This is a genomic window from Pseudoalteromonas sp. Scap06 (genome assembly GCF_013394165.1).
Taxonomy (GTDB): Bacteria; Pseudomonadota; Gammaproteobacteria; order Enterobacterales; family Alteromonadaceae; genus Pseudoalteromonas.
The window spans coordinates 2,400,676-2,415,962 of the sequence record NZ_CP041330.1 but is presented as its reverse complement, the minus strand read 5'-3'; the positions used below and the strand labels follow the sequence as shown (position 1 = coordinate 2,415,962).

18 protein-coding genes are annotated in these 15,287 nt (G+C 39.9%); 13 read left to right on the top strand and 5 right to left on the bottom strand.

What is annotated here, in order from left to right; all coding sequences use genetic code 11:
- Positions 1-9: 9 nt before the first annotated feature.
- On the top strand, positions 10-411 hold the full coding sequence (locus tag FLM47_RS11210) for a DUF2802 domain-containing protein (RefSeq protein ID WP_054201706.1): 402 nt from the start codon (positions 10-12) through the stop codon (positions 409-411).
- Between the two features lie 27 nt (positions 412-438).
- Here FLM47_RS11210 and FLM47_RS11205 read toward each other — a convergent pair whose 3' ends face one another.
- Complete coding sequence (locus FLM47_RS11205) at positions 439-747, bottom strand: EscU/YscU/HrcU family type III secretion system export apparatus switch protein (protein WP_054201705.1); 309 nt, start codon at positions 745-747, stop codon at positions 439-441.
- A 2-nt stretch (positions 748-749) separates the two neighbouring features.
- Complete coding sequence (locus FLM47_RS11200; RefSeq protein ID WP_178956403.1) at positions 750-2,915, bottom strand: flagellar hook-length control protein FliK; 2,166 nt, start codon at positions 2,913-2,915, stop codon at positions 750-752.
- A 113-nt stretch (positions 2,916-3,028) separates the two neighbouring features.
- On the opposite strand from FLM47_RS11200, the gene ccmA reads away from it, so the two are divergent.
- Genes ccmA through FLM47_RS11150 form a run of 10 tightly spaced genes read left to right on the top strand, consistent with a single transcriptional unit; the run spans position 3,029 to position 10,744 of the window.
- Positions 3,029-3,649, top strand: coding sequence for a cytochrome c biogenesis heme-transporting ATPase CcmA (ccmA, locus tag FLM47_RS11195; RefSeq protein ID WP_178956402.1), 621 nt, complete (start codon positions 3,029-3,031; stop codon positions 3,647-3,649).
- Positions 3,649-4,335, top strand: a complete 687-nt coding sequence (ccmB, locus tag FLM47_RS11190; protein WP_178956401.1) for a heme exporter protein CcmB — start codon at positions 3,649-3,651, stop codon at positions 4,333-4,335. The genes ccmA and ccmB overlap by 1 nt, the downstream gene beginning before the upstream one ends.
- A gap of 1 nt (position 4,336) precedes the next feature.
- Entirely contained in the window at positions 4,337-5,074 is a 738-nt protein-coding gene (locus FLM47_RS11185; RefSeq protein WP_138605318.1) for a heme ABC transporter permease, read from the top strand.
- 2 nt (positions 5,075-5,076) lie between these two features.
- Entirely contained in the window at positions 5,077-5,280 is a 204-nt protein-coding gene (gene ccmD / locus FLM47_RS11180) for a heme exporter protein CcmD (RefSeq protein ID WP_008112240.1), read from the top strand.
- Positions 5,277-5,756 carry a cytochrome c maturation protein CcmE gene (gene ccmE, locus FLM47_RS11175; protein WP_138605319.1) on the top strand — a complete coding sequence of 160 codons (480 nt, stop codon included), beginning with the start codon at positions 5,277-5,279 and terminating at the stop codon, positions 5,754-5,756. Before ccmD ends, ccmE begins: the two co-directional genes overlap by 4 nt.
- A gap of 1 nt (position 5,757) precedes the next feature.
- Positions 5,758-7,719: a heme lyase CcmF/NrfE family subunit gene (locus tag FLM47_RS11170; RefSeq protein ID WP_178956400.1), complete on the top strand. Its 1,962-nt coding sequence runs from the start codon at positions 5,758-5,760 to the stop codon at positions 7,717-7,719.
- Positions 7,716-8,288: a DsbE family thiol:disulfide interchange protein gene (locus FLM47_RS11165; protein WP_138605321.1), complete on the top strand. Its 573-nt coding sequence runs from the start codon at positions 7,716-7,718 to the stop codon at positions 8,286-8,288. Before FLM47_RS11170 ends, FLM47_RS11165 begins: the two co-directional genes overlap by 4 nt.
- Positions 8,285-8,746 (top strand): cytochrome c-type biogenesis protein, encoded by a 462-nt coding sequence (locus FLM47_RS11160; protein WP_178956399.1) that lies wholly within the window; start codon positions 8,285-8,287, stop codon positions 8,744-8,746. Before FLM47_RS11165 ends, FLM47_RS11160 begins: the two co-directional genes overlap by 4 nt.
- Complete coding sequence (gene ccmI / locus FLM47_RS11155; protein ID WP_138605323.1) at positions 8,747-10,003, top strand: c-type cytochrome biogenesis protein CcmI; 1,257 nt, start codon at positions 8,747-8,749, stop codon at positions 10,001-10,003.
- A 9-nt stretch (positions 10,004-10,012) separates the two neighbouring features.
- Positions 10,013-10,744: a VacJ family lipoprotein gene (locus FLM47_RS11150; RefSeq protein WP_138605324.1), complete on the top strand. Its 732-nt coding sequence runs from the start codon at positions 10,013-10,015 to the stop codon at positions 10,742-10,744.
- A 57-nt stretch (positions 10,745-10,801) separates the two neighbouring features.
- Here FLM47_RS11150 and FLM47_RS11145 read toward each other — a convergent pair whose 3' ends face one another.
- Entirely contained in the window at positions 10,802-12,025 is a 1,224-nt protein-coding gene (locus FLM47_RS11145; protein WP_178956398.1) for an EAL and HDOD domain-containing protein, read from the bottom strand.
- Between the two features lie 343 nt (positions 12,026-12,368).
- Between FLM47_RS11145 and putP the strand changes: the two genes are divergently transcribed.
- Positions 12,369-13,880, top strand: coding sequence for a sodium/proline symporter PutP (gene putP / locus FLM47_RS11140; RefSeq protein ID WP_138605326.1), 1,512 nt, complete (start codon positions 12,369-12,371; stop codon positions 13,878-13,880).
- Positions 13,881-14,080: 200 nt separating this feature from the next.
- Here putP and FLM47_RS11135 read toward each other — a convergent pair whose 3' ends face one another.
- Positions 14,081-14,380 (bottom strand): YebG family protein, encoded by a 300-nt coding sequence (locus tag FLM47_RS11135; RefSeq protein ID WP_010387955.1) that lies wholly within the window; start codon positions 14,378-14,380, stop codon positions 14,081-14,083.
- A 297-nt stretch (positions 14,381-14,677) separates the two neighbouring features.
- On the opposite strand from FLM47_RS11135, the gene FLM47_RS11130 reads away from it, so the two are divergent.
- Positions 14,678-14,971: a ComEA family DNA-binding protein gene (locus tag FLM47_RS11130; RefSeq protein ID WP_138605328.1), complete on the top strand. Its 294-nt coding sequence runs from the start codon at positions 14,678-14,680 to the stop codon at positions 14,969-14,971.
- A gap of 12 nt (positions 14,972-14,983) precedes the next feature.
- On the opposite strand, the gene FLM47_RS11125 is transcribed toward FLM47_RS11130, so the two are convergent.
- Positions 14,984-15,286 (bottom strand): hypothetical protein, encoded by a 303-nt coding sequence (locus FLM47_RS11125; RefSeq protein WP_010387958.1) that lies wholly within the window; start codon positions 15,284-15,286, stop codon positions 14,984-14,986.
- Position 15,287: the final 1 nt, after the last annotated feature.

Below are 15,287 nucleotides of genomic sequence, written 5' to 3'. Positions count from 1 at the left end.
CATAAAATTATGTTATTACTTGGTATTGCAATTGCGGGTTTGGCATTTGGGCTATTCTCGCTGCTGTTAATTGTGATGTTTAAAAAGCGTTATGCGAATGAGCTTGGCGCACAATTACAGCAATTTAAAGATTCATCAGAGCAGATTAATATTTTACGTAGCGAAGTCTCTGAGTTACGAACTGGATTAATGAGTATTGGTAAACGAGTGCTTGAGGTAGAACAACAAAACCAAGAGCTGATACAGCAACAAGCTGCTCAAAAATACGATGACCCTGATGCTAAAATATACTCTCGAGCGGTAAAAATGGTTGAGCTAGGTGCTGATTTAGATGAGGTTATTCGCGAGTGTGAATTACCCCGCGCCGAAGCAGAACTGTTATTTTCTTTACACAAACAAAAAGGCGCTTAGCGCCTTTTTTGTTTTTATCATATTGGCTCATGCTTTTATATTGAGCTTCCCTTGAAAGTCCTGCCATCCGGGCGGGAATTTCCCTCTTACCACATATGAAAAAGCAATCAGTTCAGCAATAACAAAGTAAAGCTCTTTAGGGATCTCTTCGCCAAGCTCTAATTTCGACAGTGTATTTGCAAGTGCTTCATCCTGATGGATTAAAATACCTTTATCTTTAGCTAGGGCAATAATTTCATCCGCCAATTCTCCAAACCCTTTAGCGCTTACGGTGGGTGAATTACCCGTTTCGTAGAGCAGTCCAATTGCTGAATTGTTTTTAAATGAATCCGTCATGGCTAAACCTTAATATTTATAATGGTATGGGATTGATAAAATGCTTGATGGTTGTCATCTGCGCGTTTCAAATTAAGATCGCCGACTTGTAAGCCCTGTTTTGCTAGTTTTGAGCGTAAATTATCAAGGTGTGGATGAGCCAACGCGCTCACAGCTTGAGTGGACGCTAATAACTGACAATCTAATGCTTTGTCCATCAACTCTGCGGTTATTTGCAGCTTACCTAGTTCAGCATAATCAAAATTTAATCTTACAAACCACACGTTTTTATCCGCTAATTTGCCGTTGTTTGGCTTTTTATATTGTCCTAACGATATTTCTGTTTGTGCCGCCTCTGGTGGCAGTTTCATAGGCAATAAAAACTGCACTAAGGAGTTAGTGTCAGGCTGCTGGCTCAAAACGGGCGCTTGTACTTGGCTTAAGGTGTTTTTAATTTGTGTTAATTCACCTGCTAATGCTTGCACTTGTGGTTGCTGTAACTGTTCTAATAACTTATTAGTATTATTACCGGCCTTGAAGCTTGGTAATAAAACCTGAAGTAGGGCCTCTAAACCGCTTTGATTATTAATGCTAACGGCTGTTGGGTTTTGGTTAATAATCGGCGCAGCTAAAATGCTTAATGAAAGTTGTTCTACACCTCGATTAAAGGAACTCTGCAAAGTGTCACTGGTTAGTTGTGTCGGCTTTATAGTGCTGAGTATTTCACGTTGTATGGTGGTCGGGTGTAAATTACTTTCTGACAACATACGGTTAAAAGCTTGATTAACCAAGCGGTTTAAGTCAGTACCCTGATCTGCCGCCTTAGTTACGATAGTGTTTAGTTGGCTGCTTAGAGCGTGTTTGCTTGCTTCTTTTTGCTCTATTGGAGCGGTTTCGGTTTGCTTTAAAACGGCTGTCAATAATAGCTTTTCCAGTGGCTGCAAATGATTAACGGCTGTTAAGGTGCTATTAGCTGTTTGTGCTGATTGGGTAATAACAGGGTGTAAATCTACGGGTGTTGGTAACGCTCGCTGTTGCCATAAAGAGATACTGGTTTTTAGCTGCTGGGTTAGTTGCACTAAAGGGGGGGGAGTTCCTAAAGGGCTTTTTAATTGCGTAATGTCTATTTTTTGCGTTGGCGCGAGCAATTGTTGCTGTTCATTAAAAGCAATGTTTGGTTTTTGAGATGCGTTTAATACAGTGGTAAATGGCTTGCTTTCAAAATGTTTTACCGCATCTAAAATACGTGTTTTAAAATCAGCAAAGCTGCTTTTTAGCCATGATTGAATTGGACTATTAACGGTACTAAGTGGATGAGACTTAATTTTTTGCGAATCGATAGCAACTTGCGGTTGCTGTAACAGCATTTCATTAAATGGTTTACTAAATGAGTTTTTAAGCTCCACGGTTATATTTTGATAAGCGGTTTTAATTAATAGTTTATCTGCTTGGCTGCTAATAGTTACCTTAGTCGGCGTTGTGGGTAGTTCAGATAACTGTTGATGGCTTAAGCTAATATTTAACGAGCTTTTTGCGGTATTTGGAGTTAGCACCGCAAACTTGGGTGTAGCATGAAGCTGAGCATGACCTAAATTGTTAGCAACTAATTGTGTTAGTTTTGCCTGGCTTAAAGGTTGAGAATGTACAATGTCAGCAAAACGATTAATGATATTTAGCCGTGTACCTTTGCCATCAGTATCAATTATGCCTTTTAATAAGGGTTCTTCGGCCAGTAATTGCGCTACTTGTTTATTAATGGCGATGCTGGCATTAAATTTTTCAATCACCAGTTTTGGCGTTGGCTTTAAAGTAACTTGTATCGATAGCGGGTTGTTTTGAATATCACTTTGAGTGTTTATAAAGTTTAAAAACCGCTGTAACTGTTCTGGTTGTTTAATTGATAAGGTGCTGTTGTTAGGAATAATGGTTAAGCTTTTACCATCTGCACTTAGTTGTATGTTAGCACTCGCTATTTTTTCAACGTTTGTTGGGGCTTCATTAACAGTGAGCCGAATTGTTTGCCAATGCTTATTCATAAATACATCAAGCGTAACTGAATCTTTAGAAAACTGAATGTTTTTTGCCGCTAGTACTTCAGGCGGCAGTATTGGTAACGCAGTTTTACCCGAATCGGTTGTTTGATTACTAACCTGTGGGTTAGTCACTGTAATGTGCGTTGGTGTATTCATTATTTTATATCAAGTTTTCTGTATTTTAAGTAAATCGATTCTAAAGCAATATTCGTATTACCCTATCATTATGGTAGACTTACCGCTAATTTTTGGCAGAGAGAATCGTCATCTTGTTACACATTAAGTCCGTTACTTGTATCAAGCAAGAGCGTTGTTTGTTTGATGAACTTAATTTTAGCCTTAAAAGCGGTCAAATCATGCAGTTAGCTGGTCCTAATGGGGCTGGCAAAACATCATTATTGCGCATCATTGCCGGTTTTTCGCTGCCTGATGAAGGTGATATTTTATACCTTAATCAATCTATCAAAAAATATTATGACGAATACGCCAGAGATTTATTATTTATAGGCCATAAAACCGGAGTTAATGTACAACTCAGTGCAGTTGAAAATGTAGCACATTGGTTGGCAATTAATGGTTATGTTAATACACCTGATTTATATCCTTTGTTGAGTAAGTTAGGTTTGGTAGGGCTGGAAGATGTGCCCGTAAGAACATTATCGGCGGGTCAACAAAGACGAGTAGCTTTGGTTAGATTATGGTTATCTGAAGCTAAGTTATGGATTTTAGATGAACCATTTACAGCGCTCGACAAAAGTGGCGTTGCTTTTTTACAGCAACGTTTTACTGAGCACTTATCAAAGGGGGGCGCTATTTTGTTAACAACACACCAAGACCTAACCACCCACTTTAGTGACCTACAGACCTTGACTTTGGAGTACCGCCACTAATGACACGACAGCACTCATATTGGCAGTTATTTGTCGCGGTATTTAGTAAAGACGTTAAACTCGCTTTTCGCCAGCGTGCTGAAATAGTCAATCCTATCTTGTTTTTTTTAATTGTTATCTCGTTATTCCCATTAGCAATAGGGCCAGAGCCTGGGTTGTTATCAAGAATGGCGCCAGGCATTATTTGGGTTGCGGCTTTATTATCAACCATGCTTGGACTCGATAAGTTATTTAGAGATGACTATAACGATGGCTCTTTGGAGCAACTAATTGCTTCCTCGTATCCATTATCATTAACTGTGCTAGGTAAAGTTGCGGCCCATTGGGTGATCACCGGCTTACCGTTGGTCTTTATGACTCCTTTATTTGCTTTATTACTAAATTTAGAAACAACGGCCTTAATGGCCACGTTATTAACGCTATTACTAGGAAGCCCTTTATTAAGCTTTATTGGCGCAATAGGGGCGGGTTTGACTGTGGGATTACAAAAAGGCGGCATTTTAATGAGCTTATTAGTGTTGCCTTTGTATATTCCAGTTTTAATTTTTGCAACTTCCGCTATTGATACCAGCACTATGTCGCTGGATTACAGTGGTCAGCTTGCAATCCTTGGTGCTATGTTAGTCGTTGCGATTATCAGTGCACCAATTGCCATATCATCAGCATTAAAAGTGAGTGTAAGTTAATATGTGGAAGTGGTTACATCCGTATGCGAAAGCAGAGCGAGCATATCAATTATGCAATACTCTACTGCCATATTTTGCAGTAGTAACGGTCGTTAGTATGATTGTTGGTTGGATTTGGGGGTTAGGTTTTGCCCCTGCCGATTACCAACAAAAAGACAGTTATCGTATTATTTTTATTCACGTGCCCTCCGCTATTTTATCTATGGGCGCATATTCATCAATGGCGATTGCTGCCATTGTTGCCTTGGTATGGCAATTGCGTAATGCAGAACTTGCGGTAATTGCAATCGCGCCTGTTGGCGCGTGTATGACTGCAATAGCCTTAATTACCGGTGCCGCATGGGGTAAACCGATGTGGGGTGCTTGGTGGGTATGGGATGCACGACTGACTTCTGAACTTATTTTATTATTTTTATACTTAGGGGTGTTGTCTTTGTACCATGCCTTTGAAGATAAAAAGTCAGCCGGTCGCGCCGCGTCAATTTTAGCCATAGTAGGGGTGATCAACCTACCTATTATTCACTTTTCGGTGGAGTGGTGGAATACCCTGCACCAAGGGGCGAGTATCACTAAGTTTAATCGCGATGCGGTTGACCCTAGTATGTTTTGGCCATTAATGATTAATATTTTAGCCTTTGCCGCGTTTGTCGGTACGGTGACTTTAATTCGTCTTAAAAATGAAATTTTACACCGTGAAAAGCACCGCCCATGGGTGCGACAGTTGTTAACTAAGGGGTAATTATGCAGTTTGACTCGTTTTCAGATTTTATTGCAATGGGAGGCTATGGTTTTTATGTATGGCTTTCTTTTGGTACATGTGCATTGATTTTATTAGGTATTTTATTTAGCTCGTTACGCGACAAAAAACAAATTTTAGCGTCCGTTGAGCAGCAAATTGCACGTGAAACTCGAATTAAAAATTCTAAGCAGGAGCAAACCTCGTGAACCCTAGACGTAAAAAACGCCTTTTGGTTATTATCGCCGTACTCTTTGGTATTGGCGGATCAATTGGTTTAGTGTTGTACGCCTTACAAGAAAATATTAATTTGTTTTACACCCCCAGCGAATTAATTGATGGTAAAGGTCCCGATAAAGAAAAGCCGTTTGTAGGTCAAAAGCTGAGAATTGGCGGTATGGTAGTACCAGGCTCTGTGATCAGAAATGAACAAAGCCTAAAAGTAAGTTTTAAGCTGATTGATACAGGCCCATTGGTAACGGTACGTTATCAAGGTATTTTGCCTGATTTGTTTCGTGAAGGACAAGGGATTGTTGCGCAAGGTGTGTTAGTAGAGCCTAACGTGATTGAAGCATTTGAAGTATTGGCCAAGCATGATGAAGAATATATGCCGGCAGAAGTTGCTGAGGCAGTAAAAGGCATTAAGCACGAAAAGCCAAAATATAACTTAGATAGTGGGAGCTGATATGATCCCAGAAATTGGTTATTTTTCTTTAACATTGGCCATGGTGCTCAGTGTGCTGTTGTGTATTTTCCCACTTTGGGGAGCACACACAGGTAATCTTCGTTTGATGCGCGCAGCGCCATCATTAGCGGTTGGTCAGTTTGCATTTGTTGCTTTGTCGTTCGCTGTTCTTATTTATGCCAGCCTCACCGATGATTTTACCGTGTCTTACGTTGCTTATCATTCAAGTAGCACCTTACCTTGGTATTATAAAATCACCTCTACATGGGGCGGTCATGAAGGTGCTATTTTACTGTGGTTACTTATGCAAGCCGGGTGGACAGCTCTGGTCGCTGTGCGTTCAAAGTCACTTCCTTGGGTGCTTCGTGCTCGTGTATTAGGTGTGCTTGGCTTTTTAGGTGTCGGCTTTATGATGTACACCTTATTGCTTTCAAGTCCGTTTGAGCGTTTATTGCCCTATTTCCCAGTTGAAGGGCGAGACTTAAACCCATTATTACAAGACCCAGGCATGATCATTCATCCACCATTACTTTACATGGGGTATGTGGGGCTTTCTGTGGCTTTTTCCTTTGCTATTGCTGCACTATTAACTGGTAAACTCGATAATACCTGGGCGAAGTGGTCACGCCCATGGACAATGACTGCATGGGGCTTTTTAACCTTAGGTATTACCATTGGTAGTTGGTGGGCCTATGCAGAACTTGGCTGGGGCGGCTGGTGGTTCTGGGATCCAGTTGAGAACGCATCACTGATGCCATGGTTAGTGGCAACGGCTTTATTACACTCTTTAAGTGTGACTGAAAAGCGCGGTGTATTTAAATCATGGACCGTATTATTAGCAATTGCTGCTTTTTCATTAAGTTTACTGGGCACTTTTATTGTTCGTTCAGGGATTATTGTTTCGGTGCACGCCTTTGCAACCGATCCAGATCGTGGACTATTTATTCTTGCTTTCTTAGCCATTGTTGTTGGCGGCGGCTTAGCGCTTTACGGCTTGCGTGTGTCACAAGTTAAAAGTGAAGGACGTTATAAGTTTGTCTCTCGTGAAGTAGCACTTTGGCTAAATAACATTTTCTTAGTGGTTGCCACCTTAATTGTACTATTAGGTACTTTATTACCTATGGTGCACAAAGAAATGGGCTTAGGCAGCATTTCTATTGGCGAACCTTTCTTTAATAAAATGTTTGCCATTCTACTGGTGCCATTTGCGATTTTAATGGGCATAGGGCCATTTTTGCGCTGGAAGCAAAATAAATGGGCATTTTTACAAAACAAAATATTTGTTGGCGCACTAGCCAGTGTTGTTGTTACCTGTGCTTGGCTGTTTAGCAGTTATGAAGTGGTTACGCCACTCACTCTGTTAGCGACTACATTGGGTGTATGGATATTTATAGCCACCTTTATCGACCTTTACACCAAGGCCGCAGTTCATGGAACAATTAAACTTGGCATCAAACGCTTAGGTTTAAGTTATTGGGCTATGGTGCTTGGTCATGTTGGTTTAGCCTTTGTTATTGCCGGTATTACCCTTACCTCTGCGTATTCAGTTGAGCGCGATGTAGCCATGAAGCCAGGTGATAGCGTACAGCTTAATCAGTATCAATACCGTTTTGAAGGCGTGAAGACAATTCGTGGTGCAAACTACAGTGGTCATGCTGGTGTGGTAACAGTGTCAAAAGAAGACAAAACGATTGCGCGTCTTTATGCAGAAAAACGCCGATACGATATTGGTATGCAATTTATGACTGAAGCTGCAATAGATGCAGGTTTTACTCGCGATTTATATCTCGCCCTTGGCGAGCAATTAAGTGAAGGAGCATGGTCATTACGTATTTACCACAAGCCGTTTGTGCGTTGGATGTGGATTGGTGGCATTCTGATCTCACTCGCTGGGTTTGTGATTTTATTTGATAAGCGTTATCGCGCTACACCCCGCAAAGATGAATTAGAGGGGGCATTATGAATCGTAAATTGATGGCAATAGTCCCTTTATTAATTTTCATCTTTATTTGTGTGTTTTTATATCAAGGGTTGTTTGCTAACCCTCGGGAAATACAAACAGGACGTATTGGTCAAACCGTACCGACATTTAACTTGCCTGATTTAATGCAAGATAATAAACGTTGGACTGATGAGCAGTTAAAAGGTGATGTGTATTTATTAAACGTGTGGGGCACATGGTGCCCAACGTGTCTAGCTGAGCTTGATTATTTAACTAAGCTTCGCGAACAAGGCATTAAAATTATCGGTTTGTATTATGTGCAAAGCTACGATGCCGACTTTGATGGCCCGTTTGATATGCAAGCTCTGCGTGACGATGTGAGTAATATGCTTGCGCGCGCAGGTAACCCTTATCAGTTTAATATTTTAGATTTAGAGCGCTCTTTGGCGTTAGATTTGGGGGTGTCTGGAGCACCAGAAACATTTTTAGTTGATAAAAATGGTACTATTTTGTTACACCACACCGGTGATATAAACCCTCGAGTTTGGCGCGCTAAATTTGCGCCTCTTATGCAGGAGCTTCAGCAATGAGATTGTTTTTATTAACCCTTAGCTTATTTGTTAGTTTAGCTGCGTTTGCTCAACAAGACCGTTATCAGTTTGATAGCAACGATCAAGCGGTTCGTTTTGAAGAGCTAACTAAGGAATTACGCTGCCCTAAATGTCAAAACCAAAATATTGCTGATTCAGATGCCGTAGTTGCAAAAGATTTACGCGATCGCGTATTGGCGTTAGTAAAAGATGGTAAAAGCAAAGACGAAGTCATTGACTATATGATTGACCGCTATGGCTACTTTGTTCATTACGATCCACCAGTAACGCCGGCTACGTTAATTCTGTGGGTGTTGCCAGTACTCATTGTAATAATAGGCTTTGGCTTTATTGTTATTCGCCAGCGTAAAGCGTCGGTAAAACAAACGTGGAGTGACACTGATGAAGTGATGCTCAATAAGTTGATTAAACAAAATAAACGTCAGGAGCAAAGTTAAATGATTCTAATGTGGGCGTCTTTTGCTTTACTCACACTCATTGCATTGCTGTTTATTATTGTGCCTTTTTTAAAAAAAGAGCGCGTAGTAACGATTACTCATAACGCTAATGCTGAGCTTATCAGCATTTATGAGCAGCGTTTAGTTGAACTGCAGGCTGATTTAGACAACCAACGCATAGACTCGCAAAACCACAGCGAGGCAATTGTTGAGCTAAAACGCCGTTTGCTAAATGAATTATCACCAGAAAAGTCACTCAATAGTCGTGGTGATAATCGTATATTTGCTTTAACAGGGGCGGCGTTTTTAATTGCGTTAGCGGGTATATTTTATGCAATGACCGGCAGCCAGCAACAAATAGCGGCTTGGCATGATGCAATGGACAATTTGGCCGATTATGGCCAACGCGCTGTAATGCAAAAAGGTGAGCCGTTAACTAAAAATGAACTGCAAGCGTTTGCATTGGCACTGCGTACTAAGTTAAGCCAAAGCGGTGACGATGAAGTGGCTTGGATGCTGTTAGGGCGTGTGGCTATAATGCTTAATGAGTTTGACATGGCAAAACAGTCATTTGATAAAGCATTGTCAATGAACTCTGATAATATGCAAGCTTTGGTGAGTTACTCGCAGGTATTATTACTTGAGGGTAGTGATGAAAATATGACTCGCGCAGCGGGTATGCTTTCTAAAGTACTACAAGCACAGCCAAATAACCTCGATGCGATTTCGTTACTTGCGCTGATTGCTTTTGAGAGAAAGGATTGGATACAGGCAAAAGCTGCATTTGAGGTACTTCTTGCCAGTATGGACGAGTCAGATACGCGTTATGCTATGATTTCAAAGCGCATTAGTGAAATTGATGGCCAAATAGCTAAGCAAAGTGAGCTAAACAGCCACGACCAGCGAGTTGTACAGGGTATTCAGGTTACGGTTAAGATTGACGAGCAACTCGAAGAGAAACAGCCCAGTAACGGTATTTTGTTTGTGTTTGCTAAAGCTTCTGAAGGTTCACCAATGCCTTTAGCCGTTGTTAAACTGACTGACTATAGCTTTCCAATCACCGTTGAGCTGAGCGACAAGAACGCCATGATGGCGGGGCTAAATTTATCCAGTGCTAATGAAATTGTTATTTCTGCGCGTATTTCTAATGATGATTCAGTGATGCCAAGTACTGGTGAGCTTGAAGGCCACTCTGAAGTACTGCTTCGTAAAGATGTGCGACAAGTGCAACTGAACATTGATACATTAATACCTTAAGGATTTGAGATGTTAAAACAAGGCTTACTTTTATTATGTTTACTCACCTTATCGGGCTGTGCTCAAGTGCCCGAGAGTAAATATGATGAGCGCGATCCCTTACAAAGTGTAAATAGACCCATTTATGACTTTAATATGGACGTACTCGATACCTATATTTTAAGGCCAGCAGCAGTGGGTTACATCACTGTTACACCGCAGCCTGTTCGTCGTAGTATTGTGCACTTTACCGATAATATTACTGCACCCGTTGATATTATAAATGCCGGCCTGCAAGGAAAACCAAGCAGTGCTGGAATTAATTTTGCACGTTTTTTAGTGAATTCAACGGTGGGTGTATTTGGCATATTTGATGTGGCCAGCTCACTTGGGCTTGAAGTAACTAGCGAGGACTTTGGCCAAACTTTAGGTGTGTGGGGAGTGGGTGATGGTGCTTATTTAATGATCCCAGCAATGGGGCCATCTACCGCACGTAACTTAACCGGTGATGTTGTTGATAACCTTGTATTGCCTGAAATAGCACTGACCACGCCACAAACCATTTTAGTGTTCGCACTAAAAGCGGTTGAAGCGCGTGCGTCTTTAATGGCTCAGGAAGGGTTATTAAATGATTCGTTAGATCCCTACTTATTTATTAAAGACATTTATTTTCAGCGTCAATTATACGAGTTATTTGACGGTAACCCGCCAATAAAAGAAGAGCCTGAAGATTTTGATGAAGATTTTTTAGAAAGTCTTTAATTAAAATAGAAACGCCAGCAAATGCTGGCGTTTTTGTTAATGGGCATCAAAGATCTCTTAGCTATCAATCATCACCTGCATTTGCTCACTAACCCAATTGAGAGCTTCGTGGTATGCATCAGGCACTTCATCACCTAAGTTTAGTTGCTGAGCTTTGTCATTCGCAGCTTGCCAATCACCTTGCTCATACAGAGTCACTAAACTTAAGTATTCGGAAAGTAGCCCTTCATTTTTTAATAGCGCTGTTTTTATCTCATTAGATAGAGGTAATTTAAGCATTACGCTGTCCATTTCTTCATCTAATATCGCATCCATAAGCGACATCATGCCAGTTAAGAACGCCATGCCTGTGTCTTTCAGTTTGCCATGTGAAATAGCTAACAACTCACAAAAACGCGCCCGCGTTAACGACAGTCTAATAAGCTCTAATGGCTTATCGGCAGAGACTTGTGCTGCAAACAATAAAGAGAGCAGCTTTTTTATTTCAGCAGCGCCTAATACAATTAGTGCTTGTTTTATAGTGCTTATTTCAGAGCGGCGGGTAAATGCTGCTGAGTTTGAATAGCGCAGTAGTTTATATGATAAGTTAACATCACGCTCAAATACATCGGTGATTTTTTTAAGATCCATTTCTACACTGGATGTTTCATAGAGCAGTTCAGCCAGTGCCATGCCTGATGGCGGTAAGGCTTTACTTTGCACCATCTCAGGTTTTGAAAAGAAAAAGCCTTGAAAGTACTCAAAGCCCAGTTCAAAAGCTTGGTTGTAAAGCTCGTAGGTTTCAACTTTTTCTGCAAGTAATTTAATATGAGGGTAAGGTTTTAAGTCCTCGATGAGGGCTTTAACGATTTCTATATCGCACTTTAAAAAATCAATTTTAATGATATCAATAAATGGATAAAAGTGGCGCCAAACAGGTTGGTGCGCGTAGTCATCTAGAGCGAGTGTATACCCTTTTTCTTTTAGATCTTTAACTATTGCGAGCAGGCGTTTTCCTGGCTGAACGGTTTCTAATATTTCAATAACTACCCCGTCTTTATTTAATAGCGTAGGGTAGCCTTTTAATAAGGTGTCTAGGGTAAAGTTAATATAAGCGGGTTTATTATCGGTTAAATCTTCAAGGCCAAAATTAAACTGACTGCCTTCAATTAGGCGAGACGTCGCTTCGTCGCCGTCAATATTTGGAAATACGTTATCTACCCCATCACGAAATAAAAGCTCGTAGCCAATTAGCTCCTTATTGCGATCTAAAATGGGTTGGCGAGCAGCGTAAAAATACATATAAGATTCCGTAAAGGTAGAAATTAATTAACATTGTAATAATATATTGGAAAACATTCAAAATAGCATCGGTAAAATGAATTTTATTAATAAAATATCATGGCTTGGGTAATTTTAATTAATCTAAACTTATTGTTTTTACTCTATTCGTTTTAAAAACAAGCGAATGGATGGTTTTTTATCTACTTAAATTAGCGGGTTGGAGTTATTAGCGATTACCGTGTTATAGTTGAGTAGAAAGCTTTTATTCCAATACTGTCTTAATTATAAGATTTCAAGAGTCATTATTTGGATTACAAGCCTATTATTACTTTTTTAAGTGGAGGCGAATTTGGAAACAGGAATGATTATTTCACTGGCATTATACTTTATTGTAATGCTAGGAATAGGACTATACGCATATAAGCAATCTACCAGTGATATTTCAGGGTATATGCTAGGTGGTCGTAATTTAGCCCCCAGTGTAGCTGCCCTATCGGCTGGTGCATCAGATATGAGTGGTTGGTTATTAATGGGTTTACCTGGCGCAATGTATTTATTTGGATTGAGTAAGGTTTGGATTGCAATTGGTTTAGTATTAGGTGCATGGGCAAACTACTTTTTAGTAGCACCAAGACTGCGTGTTTATACTGAAAAAGCCAATGACTCCATTACTATCCCTGATTTCTTTGCAAACCGTTTTGATGACAACAAAAATATCCTACGTGTTATCTCTGCAATAGTAATTATTGTTTTCTTTACCTTATATACTTCATCGGGAGTTGTTGCCGGTGGTAAGTTATTTGAAAACTCATTTCAAATGAGTTACGAAATGGGCTTATACATCACCACGGGTGTAGTAGTGGTATATACCTTGTTTGGTGGTTTTTTAGCGGTTAGCCTTACAGACTTTGTGCAAGGCTGTATCATGTTTATTTCGTTGTTGGCAGTGCCAATTGCCACCTACATGATGCTTGACCAACCCTTTATGGATACCTTAGCAAATGCAAACTATCAGCAGTTACTAAGCTCGCCTAAAGCAAGCGAAATTCATTCTTTAAGTATGCTTGACTGGTTTGCGGGCGGTTCTACCATTGCTATTATTTCTGCAATGGCGTGGGGCTTAGGTTACTTTGGTCAGCCGCATATTATTGTTCGCTTTATGTCTATTCGCTCAGTAAAAGAAATGCCAACCATGCGTCGTATTGGTATGTCTTGGATGACGCTATCCGCTATTGGTGCGGTATTTACCGGGCTATTTGGCGCAGCATTCATGATTGAAAACCAAATGCCGATTGCCGACAAAGAAACAATCTTCCTAGTATTAGCTGAATTAATATTCCATCCGTTAATTGCCGGTTTCCTACTAGCGGCTATTTTAGCTGCGATTATGAGTACTATTTCATCGCAACTATTGGTGTGTTCAAGTTCTTTAACTGAAGACTTTTATAAGATCTACTTAAATCGTAATGCTTCGCAAACTGAGCTGGTATTAGTAGGGCGTATTAGCGTGATATTGGTTGCGTTATTTGCAATCTACTTAGCGTATGACCGCAATAGTTCAATACTAGATTTAGTAAGTAATGCATGGGCTGGTTTCGGTGCTGCATTCGGTCCACTGGTATTGTTTAGCCTTTACTGGAAGCGTATGAACTTAAAAGGGGCTATCAGTGGTATGGTTGTAGGTGCACTAACGGTGCTTGTGTGGATTTATGCGCCTATTACTATTAATGGTGAGAGTTTGAGTAGCGTGATCTATGAAATCGTCCCTGGCTTTATTTTAGCAAGTATTGCGATTGTAGTAGGAAGCCTTATGACAGCTGAACCGAAAAAGGAAATTACTGATCTGTTTGATGAAGTTGAATCGTCATTATAAGTGATTAGTTAACCTAAGTTTTGGTTTAAAAAAATGCCAACCAGTTTAACTGGTTGGCATTTTTATCGACTGACTTTTAACATTAGCAAATAGTGATGATTTACTCGCTTTTAGCTATCATTATTTAAAGGCATAAAAAAAACTGAATTCGAATACCGAATTCAGTTTTTTTAATAATTACTATTAGGTTTTTAAAAGTACTAACTTGCAGCTTTATCTTTTATATCTGCAACGTTATCTGACTTTGTTTTTTTAGCTTTTGCAGGTACTTCTTTAGTCCCCTTAAGTACCGCCATAAAGTCGTCTTTACTTTTCGCAATCTCAAGTGCAAGCGACTCAACTTGTTGTTCACTTAGCGGCACATCTACTTTTTCAAGCATTAGTTCTAGTGACTCGGCGATATCGAGCATTTTGTCATAGGCATCAGCTTCTTTTTTAGTAGTAAACGTCATGCGCTCGACTCCGTTTCGTTCTACAACATATTTAACAACAACAGCCATGATTTCTCCTGCTTACTTACGTGGCAATATGATTATTTTAAATCATTAGATTACTGTTTTTATGTACAGTACAAGCTTGCGCGTTATTTTGCAAGCTTTAGCCTTAGTTTATCTGCAGCTTAGTTGACAATAAAGGCTGACTCTACTTTATTTATTAAGTCACTTTATAACGCGTTGCAGTAAAGGAGTCGCAAGGAGTGATTGTTACCGTTAGTACTTAGTAACCACAACGTTATGTAAAAGTGCTGGGTGTAAATAATCAACGAATGTTCATGTAGGAACGCAAAAGGAAATAGTATGAAATTAATTAAAATAATCTCGTTAGCAGCTGCTTTATGTTTATTACCTATGGGTACCACCTTTGCGCAAAGCGATATGCTATCAGAGCAGATGCAATCAGCCATGGTTAATATTAATAGTGCTGATTTAAAACAGTTAATTAAGTTACCAGGTGTCGGTAAGAAAAAGGCACAGGCAATTATCGATTATAGAGAAGCTAATGGTGATTTCGCATCACTTGAAGATCTAGCTAAAGTAAAAGGGGTGGGTAAAAAAATGCTAGCCAAACTTGATGGAAAGGTGACGTTTTAACTAAAAAGGGCGCTATGCGCCCTGATCAAACTGTTTTAAGGCAGCACCAAGGTGCTTTTTAGCAAAGTTAATATCTACTGGTGCTGTTAATAGCGGATAGCTCAACCCAGCTACAATTAAAAAGGGCACCAGTAACCAACCTTCGAAAAGAGTAAATATTAAAAAGAATGGGCTTAATAGCATCAGCTTTAGTATGCGTATAAAGACCCTGTCACTGGGTGATAGCATGCTTAAAGAGATAGCTATAACAGTTTGTCGTTGACGAACTTTTAAATGTTTAAGCTCATCAACTTGGCTTGAAAAAAAAGTAAACATA